The sequence below is a fragment of the Nicoletella semolina genome (genome assembly GCF_004345745.1).
GTDB classification, from domain to species: domain Bacteria; phylum Pseudomonadota; class Gammaproteobacteria; order Enterobacterales; family Pasteurellaceae; genus Nicoletella; species Nicoletella semolina.
Map to the genome: position 1 here is coordinate 43,295 of NZ_SLXJ01000003.1, position 14,036 is coordinate 57,330.

A 14,036-nucleotide genomic window follows, 5' to 3' on the forward strand; every position below is an offset into this window, starting at 1 on the left:
AACATTAAGCCTGCGCGACCTGTTTTATTTCAATGTTCAAATTCAACGCTTTCATCACTTTTAACACCGTAGCAAATGTCGGATTGCCTTTGCCTGAGAAGGCTTTATACAATCCCTCACGGCTTACACCTGTTTCTCTTGCTAATTGGCTCATATTGCGTGCTTTCGCAATATCGCCTAATGCTGAAAGGATTAAATCCACATCATCTTCTTTCAGCACTTCATTTAAGTAAGCCTGAATTTCCTCTTCGTTTCTCAAATGTTCTGCCACATCAAAATCTTGTAGTTCTATCATATTAAACTCCTAATTCTTTTGCTAAGGCTTTCGCCCTTTTAATATCATTCTCTTGTGTGGACTTATCACCACCACAAACTAAAATCACAATTACACCGTTCTGATTCTTCAGATATACCCGATAACCTTTCCCTTCTGTAATTCTTAACTCTGAAAGCCCATCACCAATAGGCTTCACATCACCAAAATTACCAAGCTGTAACCGCTTAATCCGTGTTTTTATTTTGGCTCTTGCACGCAAATCCTTCAGTGTATCTAACCATTCTTTAAAAATTGCCGTGGATTTAATCTGTATCATAACAATCCCCTTTCATAGTTGGATTATATCACTGTGAACTATAATTCACAACAAATCAAAGTGCGGTCAAATCTCCTAAATCTTTCCATTTTTTCTTTCTCTTTTTACTTAACTGAATAAAAAACAAGCAGTCAAACACATCAACTAAAATTTACCTCCTTATAAATCAACACATTAAATACATTTTGTATTTTTAATTTAAAAATAAATACATTTTGTATTGACAAATAAAATACTTATTGTATTATGCCCCCATCAAAACAAAACGCCCACACGGAGAAAACAAGATGAACGTACAAAGCCTAAATGAAAATAAAGATTACATCTTATGCAGACGCAAAGAAAAACGTGGAAACGGATTTATTCAAATTTTTGAAGCGTTCCAAAACGAAAAAAACGGCGAGTTAGTTATTGAGCGTGCAATGTTTAGAAACGGTGAGTTAATTGATTGGAACCAAAGCGAAAAAATGAATGCAAAGCAAGCTGAAAATCTTTGGAAGATGTACACCGTTCACTAAGAATTTTTACCAAAGCCCTTTATAGAGGGCTTGAATAGCAATACAGGAAAACACGGAGGAAAAAATGCGAGTTGGATCACTAGAACACGAAAAAATGATGGAAGTCTTTGAAAAAACCATACAAGGCAGATTTGACAGAGAGCCTTATGAACTTTGGAAAAAAAGTCGGATTTACCAAGATGGAGAGACTAATGAGAAGTTCATCATGTTTAGGTTTGGCTACTCAGCAGGAAGATTAGAGTATATGCACCGATAACAGAATTTTTACCAAAGCCCTTTATAGAGGGCTTGAATAAAGGTTCTAAACCAGCCGAAAGGCAATGTTCTTTAAAAATTGAGATAAAACCGCATTATGCCTGATGGTGAAAGGTAGGAAGATGAAAAATCGGAGGAAGCCCATAAAACCCCCACTACCTCACAGCGTGATGCCTTTTTGATTAAACAAAGAGGAAACAGACATCACCCATAATGCGGTTTAGGTGAAATCTGGGCGTGGACAGTGAGCCACAAGAGAGTAGCCGAAAATCACCGAGCAAGGTTTGCTGTTTTGTGGAAAAACAGATTTTTTAATCCCTGTTGAATGATAGTGGGGTCAGAACCCATCTTGCTCACCATTGAAAACCGTACTGGTTCTCCCTTGAGGGTTTTACCTTTTTACCCTCAAGCAGTGCGGTTTTCAATGGTAACAACGGAGAAACCTCCAGACCTTGCCACTGGGTCACAAAAAAATAGTGGTAAATTAATGGCAGTATAAAGGGATTTAGGCACTTTGCCCGCCCTGCTCTGTTGATAGTCGGTGTAGGGACGATTCAGTTGCTTGACGCATTCACAAGCAATCATACAAAGAAGCTAAGCCTGAAAGGGGAGTGAGCAGTCTACACAGTGTAGGTAATCCGCCAGCGACAATGCCTCACAGCACATGTCCTTGAATTTTTAAGGTTTTGAAAAGGGGAAAACCTGAATGCAACAATCAACCCTTGATCTATGCTCGCAAGATGGTTTCTACAAAGGAAAAAGAAAATGAACAAATACGAACTGCTGAAAGACGACACAATCCAGTATGCAGGAAAAACACTTTACCGAATTAAAGCATTAACTTCTTTTGGTGTGGTTAAAGCAGGTGATTTAGGCGGATATATCGAAAAAGAAGCTAATCTATCACATACTGGCGATGCTTGGGTATATGACAATGCTGAGGTATATGACAATGCTAAGGTATGTGGCAATGCTGAGGTATATGGCGATGCTTGGGTATGTGGCAATGCTGAGGTATATGACAATGCTTGGGTATATGACAATGCTGAGGTATATGGCAATGCTAAGGTATGTGGCAATGCTTGGGTGTCTGGCAATGCTGAGGTATATGACAATGCTAAGGTATGTGGCAATGCTTGGGTGTCTGGCAATGCTGAGGTATATGACAATGCTAAGGTATATGACAATGCTAAGGTATATGACAATGCTAAGGTATGTGGCAATGCTAGGGTATGTGGCGATGCTTGGGTATATGACAATGCTAGGGTATGTGGCGATGCTGAGGTGTCTGGCGATGCTAGAGTGCATAAAATAAACCATATTGTGTGCTTTTCTAACGTTGGTCGTGAAAATGGTACACTGACTGTCTATGCTGGCGAGGAAGGTTTAATTGCCACTCGTGGCTGTTTCTGCGGTACGGTTGATGAATTTTTAGCGAAATCTGCCGAAGTCCATGACGAAAAAACCAAGCGAGAGTATCAATTACTGATTGAAGTAGCAAAAAGTAGAATTCTAGGCGAATAATGGCTTTTATACTAAATTCAAAAAGGAAAACCGAATGAAACGTAACTGGGATTTAATCCGTAAAATCTTGCTCAAGCTGGAAGACAAAGCTGATAATACAAGTTGGCTAGAAAGCTCAGATATCAAAGGTTACGATTATTGCACTGTCGCTTATCACTACGGCTTATTAACCGAAGCACAGCTAATCAAAAGTATTGATATAATTTGACACCACCACCCACTTCGGATACGATGACCTCAATTTCAAGCCGTTTCAAACGGCTTTTTTTGTATCTAAATTCGGAGAATAAAAATGGCAAATAATGTAATCACTGTCCAAGATGCAGAAATACGAGTCATTGAACGGAACGGTGAAGATTATATCAATTTGACCGATATGTTGAGAGCAAAAGATGGGGAGTTCTTCATCAGCGATTGGTTGAGAAATCGCAACACATTGGAATATATCGGCATTTGGGAAGAAATTAACAACCCTAATTTTAATTATGGCGAATTCGCCACAATTAGAAACCAATCTGGTTTAAACCGATTTAAAATTAGCGTGAAAGAATTCGTGGCACAAACGAATGCCATTGGCTTACAAGCTAAAGCAGGGCGTTATGGTGGCACCTATGCTCATAAGGATATTGCATTAGAATTTGCAATGTGGATCAGCCCAGAGTTCAAACTCTACCTCATCAAAGAGTTCCAACGTCTTAAACAAAAAGAAGCCACAGAAAACAAGCTGGAATGGAACGTTAAACGTATTCTCAGTAAAGCAAACTACCGCATTCACACCGATGCAATCAAAGCCCACATTATCCCAGCGTTGCTCAATACCAAACAACACAATTTTGCCTATTCAAGCGAGGCGGATATTCTCAATCAAGCCCTGTTCGTGTAGAACTCTTCGAAAATCAACCGCACTTTTGTTTAGCTGATGTTTGCGAAATCTTAGAAATTAAAAATTCTCGCCGTGTAAATGCTGAAATGCTAAATGAAAAGGGGGTACGTAAAACGTACACCCTTACCAAAGGCGGAAAACAGGAGCTTACATTCATCAACGAACCGAATTTATACCGCATTATTTTTAAATCAAGAAAAGCTGAAGCGGTAGAATTTCAAAACTGGGTATTTGAAGAAGTTTTGCCACAAATTCGCAAAACTGGGAAATACTTGCAAAATCAACAACCAAACTTACCGCTTGCTAAACCAACCAAAGACACAATGTCAGTAGACGTGAATGTCTTTCACCACTTGCTACATCTAGCACGCACCGCAAGCGACACTTGCGAAGAACTAATGCGAAAACAAATCCGCATACTCGACACCTTCGACTTAACGCTAATGCCACGAAATAGGCTCACATTAAATTACGAACTAGTTAAAGAAATGCAGTTTGCGATTGATGATGCAGAAAAAGTCGCTCGTCAGCACGTCAGAAATCGCTTCTAATTGCAAAAAATTAAACACAACCGACCGCTTGTGAAACATCAAGCGGTGGGTTTCTACACCCTACAATTTAATAAATATGAAAACACATTTAATACATTTTTAACCATAGGAACCCCCAATGAAAAACTTACTTAAACAGATTATCACAACACTATTACAAGACAACTACGCCTTAACGCTTTGGATATTAATTGCCATTACAACAGTCGCCTTGCTTGCGGCTTAAAATCCAACTTTTACATAAGGAAACAAAAAATGAACCACTTTAACTATCATTTTAAACCCCTACTTATCGCCTTCATCGCCATACTTTTCTTTGCCATTGTGTTAGAGATAGTAGAGGACGAACCGATACCTTCCACGCCCACCCTAGCCGTGGAAGACAATTTTAACGCTACCAAAATTTGGACAGAATATGACTTCCAACAAGCGGAAATTGACCCACTTGATATTTCATACCACGACCCTTGCCAAACCGCCTGCCCTGATAATCTCACGGCAGACGACCTCGCTCTCCTCCAGCAACACTATCAAAAACAAATACAACGATTAACCGCAGGAGGTCAGTGATGGCTAAGAATAAACTGGAAGACCTAACCGACCACCTATTTATGGCAATGGAACGGCTAAATGAAGAAGACTTAGATGCCGAACAAATTCAACAAGAAGCGACCCTTGCCAAAGCGATTGTCGATATTGGCGACAAAATTATTGATGTGGCAAAAGTCTCGCTTGAAGCGATGAAAGTACAAAGCGACTACCTTGGTAATTCATCAGCATTACCAAAGATTTTTCAATCTACCCCACTTTTGGAGAATAAATCATGATAAACCCAATCACCGAAATGCAAGCACAAATCACCACGGCTAAAGTTTTACAACGTGATTTACGTCAGGTAGTTCAAGAGAAGAAAGAGAGTATCCGTAACTTCTACCACGCCAAAGAGAAAGCTCAACAAGCGGTACAAACACCCCAAAAAATTGCAAAAACCGCCGAAGCGACGCCGATAGAGACTAAACCTAGACAGATTATTGCCGACCAAGAAAAAGAGCAGCAGCTGCTGAAAATGGCAAAAGAACATTATACAGGCTATGAAGATGTTGCAAAATTTGCCCAGGCATTAAATTTAAGTGCAGAAGTTGTCTATCTGACACTGAAATATCATAGCTTCATCATACAGAACGAAACGACACAATATCGAGTGCTAGATAGCTACTACCGCAACAACGGCAACCTAAAAGCGATGACAATCGACACTGGCTTAAAAGTATGGATTGTCTCCAAAACGCTTGAAGGACTAGGCTTGTCTCCCAACTGGGCAAGTTACAAGAACTTCTCAATAAGAATGCGAGCAGTTTTACTACTAGCGTGTTACAAATCGTCAATAGCAATTCAATGTTAAAAAATGCTGACCCTCAAAGCGTTTTCAATGCAGCCTGTATGGCAGCAACACTTAACCTACCTATTCAAAATGGACTAGGCTTTGCCTACATTGTGCCATATCAAAACAAGAAAGAGAAAAAAACCGAAGCCCAATTCCAATTAGGCTACAAAGGACTCATTCAACTGGCACAACGTAGTGGACAATTTAAAAGATTGGTTGCTGTACCTGTTTATGAAAAACAACTTATTGCAGAAGATCCAATTAACGGCTTTGAATTTGACTGGAAGCAAAAGCCCGAAAATGGCGAAAAGCCTATTGGCTACTACGCCTACTTCAAACTCCTTAATGATTTCACCGCTGAACTCTATATGACCACGCATGAGGTGGACGAACACGCTCAACGTTACAGCCAAACTTACCGAACCTATTTAGATAAGAAATCCAAAGGACAATGGGCAAGCAGTGTATGGGCAGATAACTTTGAAGCGATGGCTCTCAAAACCGTAATGAAGCTTCTACTATCCAAACAAGCCCCACTTTCGGTCGAAATGCAACAAGCCGTACTTGCCGATCAAGCGGTTGTAAAAAATGTTGAAACAAACGAGTTTAGCTATGTGGATAATCAAATCGAAGAAGCGGAATACACCGAATTAAAAGTGAGCACGGACATCTTCGAGAAATGCAAACAAAGTATTCTCAACAAAGAAACTACGCTTCAAGAACTCTGTGATAGTGGCTATGAGTTCAGTCAAGAACAGTATGCTGAATTAGAGAAATTGGAAGTGGAATAATTTGACAAACCGCCAAAATCGGCTAAGATAACCGCACTACAATATCTGGCGGTTATCCGCACCCGACAATAAGCGTTTTTTTTATGCCCAAAATTTACATAGTGATCTATGTCGGGTCGAGAGAACCTAATAAAATACCGAAAGGAAATAAGTTCCGCCGTCCAGATACGGTAGTTGAAGCCCGACACCCTACTAAGGTTTCGGATTACTAACTAAATTATCTGGAGCATAAAAATGTCAAATTCTCAAATCTTAACTTTCGATTTCAAATCTCAACCTGTTCGTATTCAATCATTTAACGATGAACCATATTTCTGTTTAACTGATGTTTGCTTTGTACTAGGTGTAAATCGTCGTAGTTCTGAAGCCTTTCGCTTAAATACAGAGGGGTGCAAAGAAATTGCAACCCTTACAAACGGGGGTGAACAGATTGTTACTTTCATCAACGAACCAAACCTTTACCGCATCATTTTCAGATCGAACAAAGCTAACGCTGTAGAATTTCAAAACTGGGTATTTGAAGAAGTCTTGCCACAAATTCGCAAAACTGGGAAATACTTGCAAAATCAACAACCAAACTTACCGCTTGCTAAACCAACCAAAGACACAATGTCAGTAGACGTGAATGTCTTTCACCACTTGCTACATCTAGCACGCACCGCAAGCGACACTTGCGAAGAACTAATGCAAAAACAAATCCGCATACTCGACACCTTCGACTTAACGCTAATGCCACGAAATAGGCTCACATTAAATTACGAGCTAGTTAAAGAAATGCAGTTTGCGATTGATGATGCAGAAAAAGTCGCTCGCCAGCACATCAGAAATTGCTTCTAATTGCAAAAAATTAAACACAACCAACCGCTTGTGAAACATCAAGCGGTGGGTTTTTACACCCAAAAGGTATCAAAATGACTATGCTTTATACATTCAAACCACGCTGCTCAATGCTACATCAGCTAATGAGTGAGCCCAAAACAAAAGCTGACAAAGAGGCAGGCAAAATATCCGATACGGCAAAAGCTGCTGTTCGAGAAATTGCAAAATTTGACCTGTTCGGCTATTCCAGTTTTGACGGCAACAAATATACCCAAAAAGGTATTCAGCTCGAAGATCAAGCCATTAAATTAAGTGGTTTTACTCGTGGCTTAGCACTCAAGAAGAACACTGAAAGACGTGAAAACGATTGGATTTCAGGCGAGTGCGACATTTACGTTCCAAGCCGAAAACTCATCATCGACACAAAATGTTCGTGGGATATTGGCTCACATCCATTCTTTGCTGACGAAGCCGAAGCCAAAGCACAAAAATCTGGCTACGACATTCAAATGCAAGCCTATATGTGGCTTTGGGAGTGCGAACAAGCCGAAATAGATTTTGTGCTTTTCCCCACGCCAATAGACTTAATCAGCACCTACGACAATGACGAGAAGTTGATTGATTTAGTCGAGCAAATCCCACAACACAAACGAATCACCACCGTTACGATTAAGCGAGATGATGAAATCATCGAGAAAATCAAAGAGCGAGTGGAAGCAGCCCGACATTATTACGACAAACTTATTCAAGAGGCAATTTAATTATCACCCAAAAGAGAAATAATGATGTTTACCTACGGATCAATATGTTCAGGAATTGAAGCTGTATCGGTTGCGTGGAAAGGCATTGGAAAGCCTGCTTGGTTTTCTGAAATTGAGCCTTTCCCTTGTGCCATTCTTGCTCATCACTACCCTAATATTCCCAATCTAGGCGATATGACCGCCCTAGTACCAAAAATTCTCAATCGTGAAATTCCCGCACCTGATGTATTAGTTGGCGGCACACCTTGCCAAGCATTTTCTGTTGCAGGCAAGCGTGAAAGTTTAGATGACGACAGAGGAAATCTTACTTTAACCCTCATTCAAATTTTGGAGGCAATTGATTATGTCCGACTCTCTGACGGAAAACAACCTTGCATACTTGTGTGGGAAAACGTGCCGGGTGTTTTATCCACCAAGGACAACGCATTCGGACACTTTTTGGCTGGATTGGCTCAAGAATATCAGCCATTACAACCACCAGGTAACAAATGGACAAACGCTGGTTATGTGCATTCAGTCAGAACTATCTCGTGGCGAGTCCTCAATGCTCAATACTTCGGAGTTGCCCAACGACGTAAGCGAGTGTTCCTTGTGGCAAGTGCTAGAAAGCGAAGTGTCGCACAAATACTCATTGAGCAAAAGAGCTTGCGAGGGAATTTTGGTGAGAGCAACGAAAAGAAGGAAGAATTTACCACCAATTCTAAAACAAGCGTTACTTGCTCACGCCAAGTGATTTGTAAAGGCAAAGAGCATTCCGTTTGTTTTAATATCGCACCAACAATGACAGCCTCCCAATATAAAGAACCACAGATTATTGTCCACGGCACTCAAGATCCGATTGTTAATACCCAAATTGCTCATTGTTTAGGCAGGAATAACGGACAAGAAAATGTGTTATTTGAAATCAAAGGTTCAGAAGCTATTCGAGTTTCAAATTCATCTATATCCCCCACTCTGAAAGCTCGAATGGGAACTGGTGGTGGGAATGTTCCTTGCATTGCTCTTGCTGGCAACATAATCGGCAGAAAATCAGAAAACGGAGGGAATGGCAACGGATTTGATGAACGTGGCATTAGTTATACACTAACCGCAACAGATGTTCACGCAGTCTGCAACGAATACACCATTCGCAAACTCACGCCAAAAGAATGTGAACGCTTGCAAGGTTTTCCAGATGACTACACCGAAATCCCCTATCGAAATAAACCCGCAGAAAATTGCCCTGATAGCCCACGTTACAAAGCGATTGGTAACTCAATGGCAGTACCTGTAATGCAATGGATTGGCGAAAGAGTTGTGGAATACCTTAAATCTGAACACTAACCACAGACCATTTTCCTGACGCCAGGAAAATGGTTTTATTTGACAAACCGCCCAGCCCTATTCTAGAATGCCTTCACTTTCAACAGAAAGTCGGGAATTGGCGTTCCTGAATTGAATTTTAAGGGTGGAAATGATAGTCGCCCAAAGCGACTTTTTTTATTTCTATGATCAGAAAAATCAAACCTTTCAAAGGGTGTTACGAATTATCATACCCTTTTAAAAGTAGTCAATGATGGACTGGTTAAGGGATCAAAAGATCGCCGTCTTTACCTTAAAGTTCAACGGTACGCCAACCTTGATCAGTTCATCACCAGTAATTGGCGTTGCTAGTGATGAGTTTTACAACTTTGAACTATAAGGACAGTCAAAATGACTACATTAACATTTCAAGCTACAACTCTTTCAGTTATCAATCAACAAAATAAAATTTGGTTTTCTATCTCTGATGTTGCAAATGCATTGGGCTATAAAGAAACAAATGGCGTTACTCGTTTATACAATGCCCACCAAGATGAGTTCACTCAAAATATGACTACACTTATTGATATGCAAACAAATGGTGGCATTCAGAAAGTCCGTATTTTCTCACTGCGTGGTTGCCATCTTATCGGAATGCTTTCACACACCAAAGTCGCCAAAGACTTCCGCAAATGGGTTCTAGACATTCTCGACAAAGAGCTTTTGCAAAATTCCCAACCGAACATACCGCTTGTCGAAGAGAAAAGCTAGATAAATTTTGCGATCAAGATCGAAGAATTGACTTTTGATGTTTGACACTTGCCGCCTTTTAAGGCTAACATAACAAAACAAATTGATTAGTGACAGTAATCTTACGTTCTTTATGACAATTAAACTATGATACCAGCTTACCAAAGGAATTTGTGTAGGCTATTTTAGTTTGTGAAATGAGGGGGTTATGATGAAGAATACAATTTTAAAGCCTGTTAAAAAACGGTATCTTTCTCCAAAAGACTATTTAAAAGACGTGCAGTTAAATAGCACGAATAATAATATCGACCGAGTTCGATTTATTCCGCCAGAAATTGGTAAATCTGGATTTGGGAAATTCCTTGTTGAATATAAAACTGCGGTATTGGTGGCTCGATGAACAACGAAAATCTTCCACAACCATTTGAAAATAAAGATGAATTCATCAAAGAATTTTTTGCTATCCAGCAACAAGAAGTGGCTGTTAAGCGTGATGAATTGGCAATCCGAAAAGAAGAAACCAAATTAAACCAAGAAGTTGCACTCGCTTCTATTGCATCGCAGGAAAAAGTTGAGTTAAAGCGTGGTGATGTGTTTTTGAAAACACAAATCGGCAAATATTGGCTTTGGGGCGTATTAGGTGTTTTGTTTGCTGTCATTATAGGTGTCGCAATGTACCTCAACCAATCGGATATTGCTATTCGGATTATTGAAATTAGTGGTGCTGTTTTATTGGGGTATTTCGCTGGTGTAAACCGAGGAAAAGCTCAAATACTTGAGCAACAAAACAGACAAAAAGAAGAATGACAATTAAATCCCACTTTAACCAGTGGGATTTTTATTTGACACCTTAAAAACTTTATACTACTATTCCGCTAACGGTGCTCAACACACCTTGACTCAAAGCGGAATATGACCGCAGGAATGCGGTTTTTTTGTATCCTGATTTTATGATCGGGTGGTGTTCCGTTCATACAATACCGAAAGGAAAAGACGGAAGGCTGACTTTGAGCAGTGTTGAAGCACCCGATCGCCCTATCTCAACAGTAGGGTAAATTTAAAATACTCAAAGGATACAAAACAATGTCAAATTTACCAATCCAATTCCAATCATTTGATTTCAATTCATCGACTGTCCGTGTCATCATTGATCCAAACCAAGAACCGTGGTTCTGTGGTGCAGATGTCTGCGATAATCTAGGATATACAAATGCTCCCGATGCATTAAGAAAACATTGTAAAGAGAGGGGTATCGCAAAACGCTATACCCCCACTAAAAGCGGTGAACAAGAGATGATTTTCATCAACGAACCCAACTTATACCGCCTGATCATCAAATCACGCAAACCACAAGCGGAAAAATTCGAGGCGTGGGTATTTGAAGAAGTCTTGCCTCAAATCCGCAAGACTGGGCAATATTCACAAAATCCCCAACCAAACTTACCCTTGTTGAACCAACCTATAGTATCGAACTCAAAGAGGAAGAAATCCGCCAACTTGCTTGGCTACACTTCTCACACCGCAGAATGATGTCCCTACTCGGCTGGGTTGCCAAAGGGCTTGAAGTTATCGGTTCAAAATTCGCAGGCGAGGCTTACGGTTGTTCAACAGAATACCGTCGCCAAAGTGATAAAACTAAACCCACGCTTGAGCTAATGATCGCCAAAATCGAACACAAAGGCACACGACAAGAACTCACGCACCGCCTAACAGCGTCCGTTTAACTCCCATTCCCTCCCCTTTATCCCCAATCGTACTGGGGAGGGCTTTTTACACCCAAAAATTTACCAAGAGGTGGAAAAATGAACCGAGAAAAAATACATCAATGAATTAGAAATCGCCCTACAAATCGCCAAACGCAACCTAAAAAGCACAGGCTTTTGGAAGTGGCAACTTGAAGCAAACGAAATCGAGCATTTGCTCGAAATCGCCTAACCCACCGCCATCAGTCGAGGGCTTTTTATTGGAGAAAATATGCCCCAATCTGAATTTCTCACCCTCAAAGAACTTGTTGATTTAACAGGGTACACACAGAAAAAACGCCAAATCCAATGGCTAAAACAGAGAAACTATATTATCCAAGATGAAAACCGCTACAAACCACTCGTCCTTTACAAGGACGTGTTTGGACAACCTCGTCATCTATCAAGCCATATACAGCCAACAAAGACTTGGCACCCCTCAGTTCACCTCACAGGAGTAACCTATGGGAAGACCTCGAAAAATCACCAACAAGCATCTACCTGACAACCTAAGACCAAAAACCGTTATTCGAAAATCAGGCAAAACCGTCATCTACTGGCTCTATCGCACTCACGGCAAAACAGAAATTTCCCTTGGTACAGATCGAAACCAAGCCTTTATCAAAGCAGCACAGCTCAATATTGAGCGGGAAAGTAAAAAAGACTACATCACATTCGGCCTAGTGGCGAAACGCTACCGTGACGAAATCATTCCACAGAAAAAAAACAGCACTGCTCAAAACGACTTAGTAAAACTCAAACCACTGCTACTTTTCTTCAGTGATGCACCACTAGAACAAATCACTGCCCAACATATTCGAGAATATATGAATTGGCGAAAAGAGACACCAAGTGCGGCAAATAATGAATTTTCGATGTTTGGCCATATTTGGCAACACGCCCGAGAATGGGGATACACCAACTTGCCTAGCCCAAACACCAATATGAAACGCTTTCCAATTCGCAAACGAGAAATCTACGTTGAAGATCACATCTTCCAAATGGTGTACGAATTTGCCGACCAAGATATGAAAGACCTAATGGATCTCGCCTATCTCACTGGGCAACGTCCTGTCGATCTTGCCAATTTAGAGCGAGAACATATTTTTGACGGCTACCTGCACATCGTCCAACAAAAAACGAATGCCAAACTGCGAATTGAAATAGTTGGCCAACTCGCAGAAATTCTTCACCGACGATTGGAAACGGCAATAGGAATTTATCTATTCACTACAAAAAAAGGTGAAAAAATGACAGCAAGAAAACTGGGAAAACGGTTTATTGTTTATCGAGAACACGCTATCAAAGCCTACCCAGAACATAAAAAAGAACTAACTGCTTTCCAGTTCCGAGACCTGCGAGCCAAATCAGGCACAGACATCGCAATGACTTCAGGCGAAGAAATGGCACGCCAACAACTTGGGCATACCAATATTCAAATGACAAAAACCTACATCAGAAAAGCCCCCATCATCACCCCAATTCAAGACAGCATATCAACCAAACAAAAGGGCTAATTTAGCCCTTTTTCCCTCCCTAAAAAATCGCCATTTATTACAGAGTTTCGGAACACTTCACTTTTTTTCGGAACGTTTCCCAAAAATAACCGTCTAACATATTGATTAAAAACAAATATTTTTTGTTTGAATAATATTGCAAAATTTTGCTAGAATTTTGCAAAATTTCCGCAAAAACTCACCGCTTGTATCATCAATAAAAGGAAAAAAATGGAATATCAATTTACCCATACCGTTCACGGTGTATTGGCAAAATGCTCAATGGAACACGAGGCTTTTGCTCACTGGTTAAATATTGAGATCATACCAAATCCCGAGAAAATTCCTGCGATTCTAGACGAAGTTAAGCATTGTCGTACTAATCTCAACGGAGAAAGTGTGTTTGAGGGCAAAGAATATAGCCTTTATCTTTCAAATGATGAAGTTGTGGCAAAATCTAACCAAGTAGACTTCCCTTTTGAGGAATTTGATGAGATGGAAAATGGCTTCCACGTCTATGAAGATGAGAGCATCGCATTTTGCGGATTAGAAGACTTTGAGGCTTTTCTACAGGCTTATTTACGTTTCGTCAAAAATTATCACTAAAGCTTAAAGCAAAAATCATTACCCTATAGTATCAGCTATAGGGTAACGAAAATTCAGAGCAGCAGAGATGCTATAACAACCA

21 protein-coding genes and 2 pseudogenes are annotated in these 14,036 nt (G+C 40.3%); 21 read left to right on the forward strand and 2 right to left on the reverse strand.

From position 1 onward, the window contains the following. Nucleotides 1-4: 4 nt before the first annotated feature. A complete protein-coding gene (locus tag EV693_RS03000) occupies nt 5-295 on the reverse strand; it encodes an addiction module antidote protein (protein WP_132500910.1) in 291 nt (96 codons plus the stop codon). A 1-nt stretch (nt 296) separates the two neighbouring features. Next, complete coding sequence (locus tag EV693_RS03005) at nt 297-593, reverse strand: type II toxin-antitoxin system RelE/ParE family toxin (protein WP_132500911.1); 297 nt, start codon at nt 591-593, stop codon at nt 297-299. Between the two features lie 287 nt (nt 594-880). Here EV693_RS03005 and EV693_RS03010 point away from each other — a divergent pair, with 287 nt between their 5' ends. The 21 genes and pseudogenes from EV693_RS03010 to EV693_RS03105 all read left to right on the forward strand — a co-directional run bounded on the left by EV693_RS03010 (nt 881) and on the right by EV693_RS03105 (nt 13,954). Next, on the forward strand, nt 881-1,111 hold the full coding sequence (locus EV693_RS03010) for a hypothetical protein (protein ID WP_132500912.1): 231 nt from the start codon (nt 881-883) through the stop codon (nt 1,109-1,111). A 64-nt stretch (nt 1,112-1,175) separates the two neighbouring features. Beyond that, nucleotides 1,176-1,367, forward strand: a complete 192-nt coding sequence (locus EV693_RS03015; protein ID WP_132500913.1) for a hypothetical protein — start codon at nt 1,176-1,178, stop codon at nt 1,365-1,367. Between the two features lie 764 nt (nt 1,368-2,131). After that, nucleotides 2,132-2,890: a polymer-forming cytoskeletal protein gene (locus tag EV693_RS03020; protein ID WP_132500914.1), complete on the forward strand. Its 759-nt coding sequence runs from the start codon at nt 2,132-2,134 to the stop codon at nt 2,888-2,890. A 34-nt stretch (nt 2,891-2,924) separates the two neighbouring features. Then, nucleotides 2,925-3,098, forward strand: coding sequence for a DUF2513 domain-containing protein (locus tag EV693_RS03025; protein ID WP_132500915.1), 174 nt, complete (start codon nt 2,925-2,927; stop codon nt 3,096-3,098). 84 nt (nt 3,099-3,182) lie between these two features. Further along, nucleotides 3,183-3,767 (forward strand): annotated as a pseudogene (locus EV693_RS03030) (KilA-N domain-containing protein); the annotation flags it as partial. Between the two features lie 53 nt (nt 3,768-3,820). Continuing rightward, nucleotides 3,821-4,324 (forward strand): BRO-N domain-containing protein, encoded by a 504-nt coding sequence (locus EV693_RS09710; protein ID WP_341802520.1) that lies wholly within the window; start codon nt 3,821-3,823, stop codon nt 4,322-4,324. A 255-nt stretch (nt 4,325-4,579) separates the two neighbouring features. Further along, nucleotides 4,580-4,894 carry a hypothetical protein gene (locus EV693_RS03040; protein WP_132500916.1) on the forward strand — a complete coding sequence of 105 codons (315 nt, stop codon included), beginning with the start codon at nt 4,580-4,582 and terminating at the stop codon, nt 4,892-4,894. After that, entirely contained in the window at nt 4,894-5,151 is a 258-nt protein-coding gene (locus EV693_RS03045) for a hypothetical protein (protein WP_207906472.1), read from the forward strand. The genes EV693_RS03040 and EV693_RS03045 overlap by 1 nt, the downstream gene beginning before the upstream one ends. After that, nucleotides 5,148-5,726: a hypothetical protein gene (locus EV693_RS09615; RefSeq protein ID WP_243694556.1), complete on the forward strand. Its 579-nt coding sequence runs from the start codon at nt 5,148-5,150 to the stop codon at nt 5,724-5,726. The genes EV693_RS03045 and EV693_RS09615 overlap by 4 nt, the downstream gene beginning before the upstream one ends. Continuing rightward, nucleotides 5,645-6,499: pseudogene (locus tag EV693_RS03055) on the forward strand (recombinase RecT); the annotation flags it as partial. The gene EV693_RS09615 and the pseudogene EV693_RS03055, both read left to right, overlap by 82 nt. A 234-nt stretch (nt 6,500-6,733) precedes the next feature. Then, on the forward strand, nt 6,734-7,336 hold the full coding sequence (locus EV693_RS03060; RefSeq protein WP_132500918.1) for a BRO-N domain-containing protein: 603 nt from the start codon (nt 6,734-6,736) through the stop codon (nt 7,334-7,336). 74 nt (nt 7,337-7,410) lie between these two features. Beyond that, nucleotides 7,411-8,079, forward strand: a complete 669-nt coding sequence (locus EV693_RS03065) for a translocation protein TolB precursor (RefSeq protein WP_243694557.1) — start codon at nt 7,411-7,413, stop codon at nt 8,077-8,079. A gap of 24 nt (nt 8,080-8,103) precedes the next feature. Further along, nucleotides 8,104-9,402 carry a DNA cytosine methyltransferase gene (locus tag EV693_RS03070; RefSeq protein ID WP_132501013.1) on the forward strand — a complete coding sequence of 433 codons (1,299 nt, stop codon included), beginning with the start codon at nt 8,104-8,106 and terminating at the stop codon, nt 9,400-9,402. Nucleotides 9,403-9,771: 369 nt separating this feature from the next. Next, entirely contained in the window at nt 9,772-10,131 is a 360-nt protein-coding gene (locus EV693_RS03075) for a BRO-N domain-containing protein (RefSeq protein ID WP_132500919.1), read from the forward strand. 190 nt (nt 10,132-10,321) lie between these two features. After that, on the forward strand, nt 10,322-10,510 hold the full coding sequence (locus tag EV693_RS03080) for a hypothetical protein (RefSeq protein ID WP_132500920.1): 189 nt from the start codon (nt 10,322-10,324) through the stop codon (nt 10,508-10,510). After that, nucleotides 10,507-10,917, forward strand: a complete 411-nt coding sequence (locus EV693_RS03085) for a hypothetical protein (RefSeq protein WP_132500921.1) — start codon at nt 10,507-10,509, stop codon at nt 10,915-10,917. The genes EV693_RS03080 and EV693_RS03085 overlap by 4 nt, the downstream gene beginning before the upstream one ends. A 276-nt stretch (nt 10,918-11,193) precedes the next feature. Beyond that, entirely contained in the window at nt 11,194-11,640 is a 447-nt protein-coding gene (locus EV693_RS03090; protein WP_341802518.1) for a BRO-N domain-containing protein, read from the forward strand. Beyond that, complete coding sequence (locus EV693_RS09715) at nt 11,637-11,834, forward strand: P22AR C-terminal domain-containing protein (RefSeq protein WP_341802519.1); 198 nt, start codon at nt 11,637-11,639, stop codon at nt 11,832-11,834. Before EV693_RS03090 ends, EV693_RS09715 begins: the two co-directional genes overlap by 4 nt. Before the next feature lie 250 nt (nt 11,835-12,084). Continuing rightward, nucleotides 12,085-12,357, forward strand: a complete 273-nt coding sequence (locus tag EV693_RS03095) for a DUF4224 domain-containing protein (RefSeq protein WP_132500922.1) — start codon at nt 12,085-12,087, stop codon at nt 12,355-12,357. Beyond that, nucleotides 12,317-13,369: a tyrosine-type recombinase/integrase gene (locus tag EV693_RS03100; RefSeq protein WP_132500923.1), complete on the forward strand. Its 1,053-nt coding sequence runs from the start codon at nt 12,317-12,319 to the stop codon at nt 13,367-13,369. The genes EV693_RS03095 and EV693_RS03100 overlap by 41 nt, the downstream gene beginning before the upstream one ends. Before the next feature lie 210 nt (nt 13,370-13,579). Beyond that, a complete protein-coding gene (locus EV693_RS03105; protein WP_132500924.1) occupies nt 13,580-13,954 on the forward strand; it encodes a YacL family protein in 375 nt (124 codons plus the stop codon). Nucleotides 13,955-14,036: the final 82 nt, after the last annotated feature.

Coding starts and splice junctions, on each gene's coding strand:
- EV693_RS03000 (WP_132500910.1), bottom strand. CDS start 295: ATGATAGAACTACAAGATTTTGATGTGGCAGAACATTTGAGAAACGAA.
- EV693_RS03005 (WP_132500911.1), bottom strand. CDS start 593: ATGATACAGATTAAATCCACGGCAATTTTTAAAGAATGGTTAGATACA.
- EV693_RS03010 (WP_132500912.1), top strand. CDS start 881: ATGAACGTACAAAGCCTAAATGAAAATAAAGATTACATCTTATGCAGA.
- EV693_RS03015 (WP_132500913.1), top strand. CDS start 1,176: ATGCGAGTTGGATCACTAGAACACGAAAAAATGATGGAAGTCTTTGAA.
- EV693_RS03020 (WP_132500914.1), top strand. CDS start 2,132: ATGAACAAATACGAACTGCTGAAAGACGACACAATCCAGTATGCAGGA.
- EV693_RS03025 (WP_132500915.1), top strand. CDS start 2,925: ATGAAACGTAACTGGGATTTAATCCGTAAAATCTTGCTCAAGCTGGAA.
- EV693_RS03040 (WP_132500916.1), top strand. CDS start 4,580: ATGAACCACTTTAACTATCATTTTAAACCCCTACTTATCGCCTTCATC.
- EV693_RS03045 (WP_207906472.1), top strand. CDS start 4,894: ATGGCTAAGAATAAACTGGAAGACCTAACCGACCACCTATTTATGGCA.
- EV693_RS09615 (WP_243694556.1), top strand. CDS start 5,148: ATGATAAACCCAATCACCGAAATGCAAGCACAAATCACCACGGCTAAA.
- EV693_RS03060 (WP_132500918.1), top strand. CDS start 6,734: ATGTCAAATTCTCAAATCTTAACTTTCGATTTCAAATCTCAACCTGTT.
- EV693_RS03065 (WP_243694557.1), top strand. CDS start 7,411: ATGACTATGCTTTATACATTCAAACCACGCTGCTCAATGCTACATCAG.
- EV693_RS03070 (WP_132501013.1), top strand. CDS start 8,104: ATGTTTACCTACGGATCAATATGTTCAGGAATTGAAGCTGTATCGGTT.
- EV693_RS03075 (WP_132500919.1), top strand. CDS start 9,772: ATGACTACATTAACATTTCAAGCTACAACTCTTTCAGTTATCAATCAA.
- EV693_RS03080 (WP_132500920.1), top strand. CDS start 10,322: ATGAAGAATACAATTTTAAAGCCTGTTAAAAAACGGTATCTTTCTCCA.
- EV693_RS03085 (WP_132500921.1), top strand. CDS start 10,507: ATGAACAACGAAAATCTTCCACAACCATTTGAAAATAAAGATGAATTC.
- EV693_RS03090 (WP_341802518.1), top strand. CDS start 11,194: ATGTCAAATTTACCAATCCAATTCCAATCATTTGATTTCAATTCATCG.
- EV693_RS09715 (WP_341802519.1), top strand. CDS start 11,637: ATGATGTCCCTACTCGGCTGGGTTGCCAAAGGGCTTGAAGTTATCGGT.
- EV693_RS03095 (WP_132500922.1), top strand. CDS start 12,085: ATGCCCCAATCTGAATTTCTCACCCTCAAAGAACTTGTTGATTTAACA.
- EV693_RS03100 (WP_132500923.1), top strand. CDS start 12,317: ATGGGAAGACCTCGAAAAATCACCAACAAGCATCTACCTGACAACCTA.
- EV693_RS03105 (WP_132500924.1), top strand. CDS start 13,580: ATGGAATATCAATTTACCCATACCGTTCACGGTGTATTGGCAAAATGC.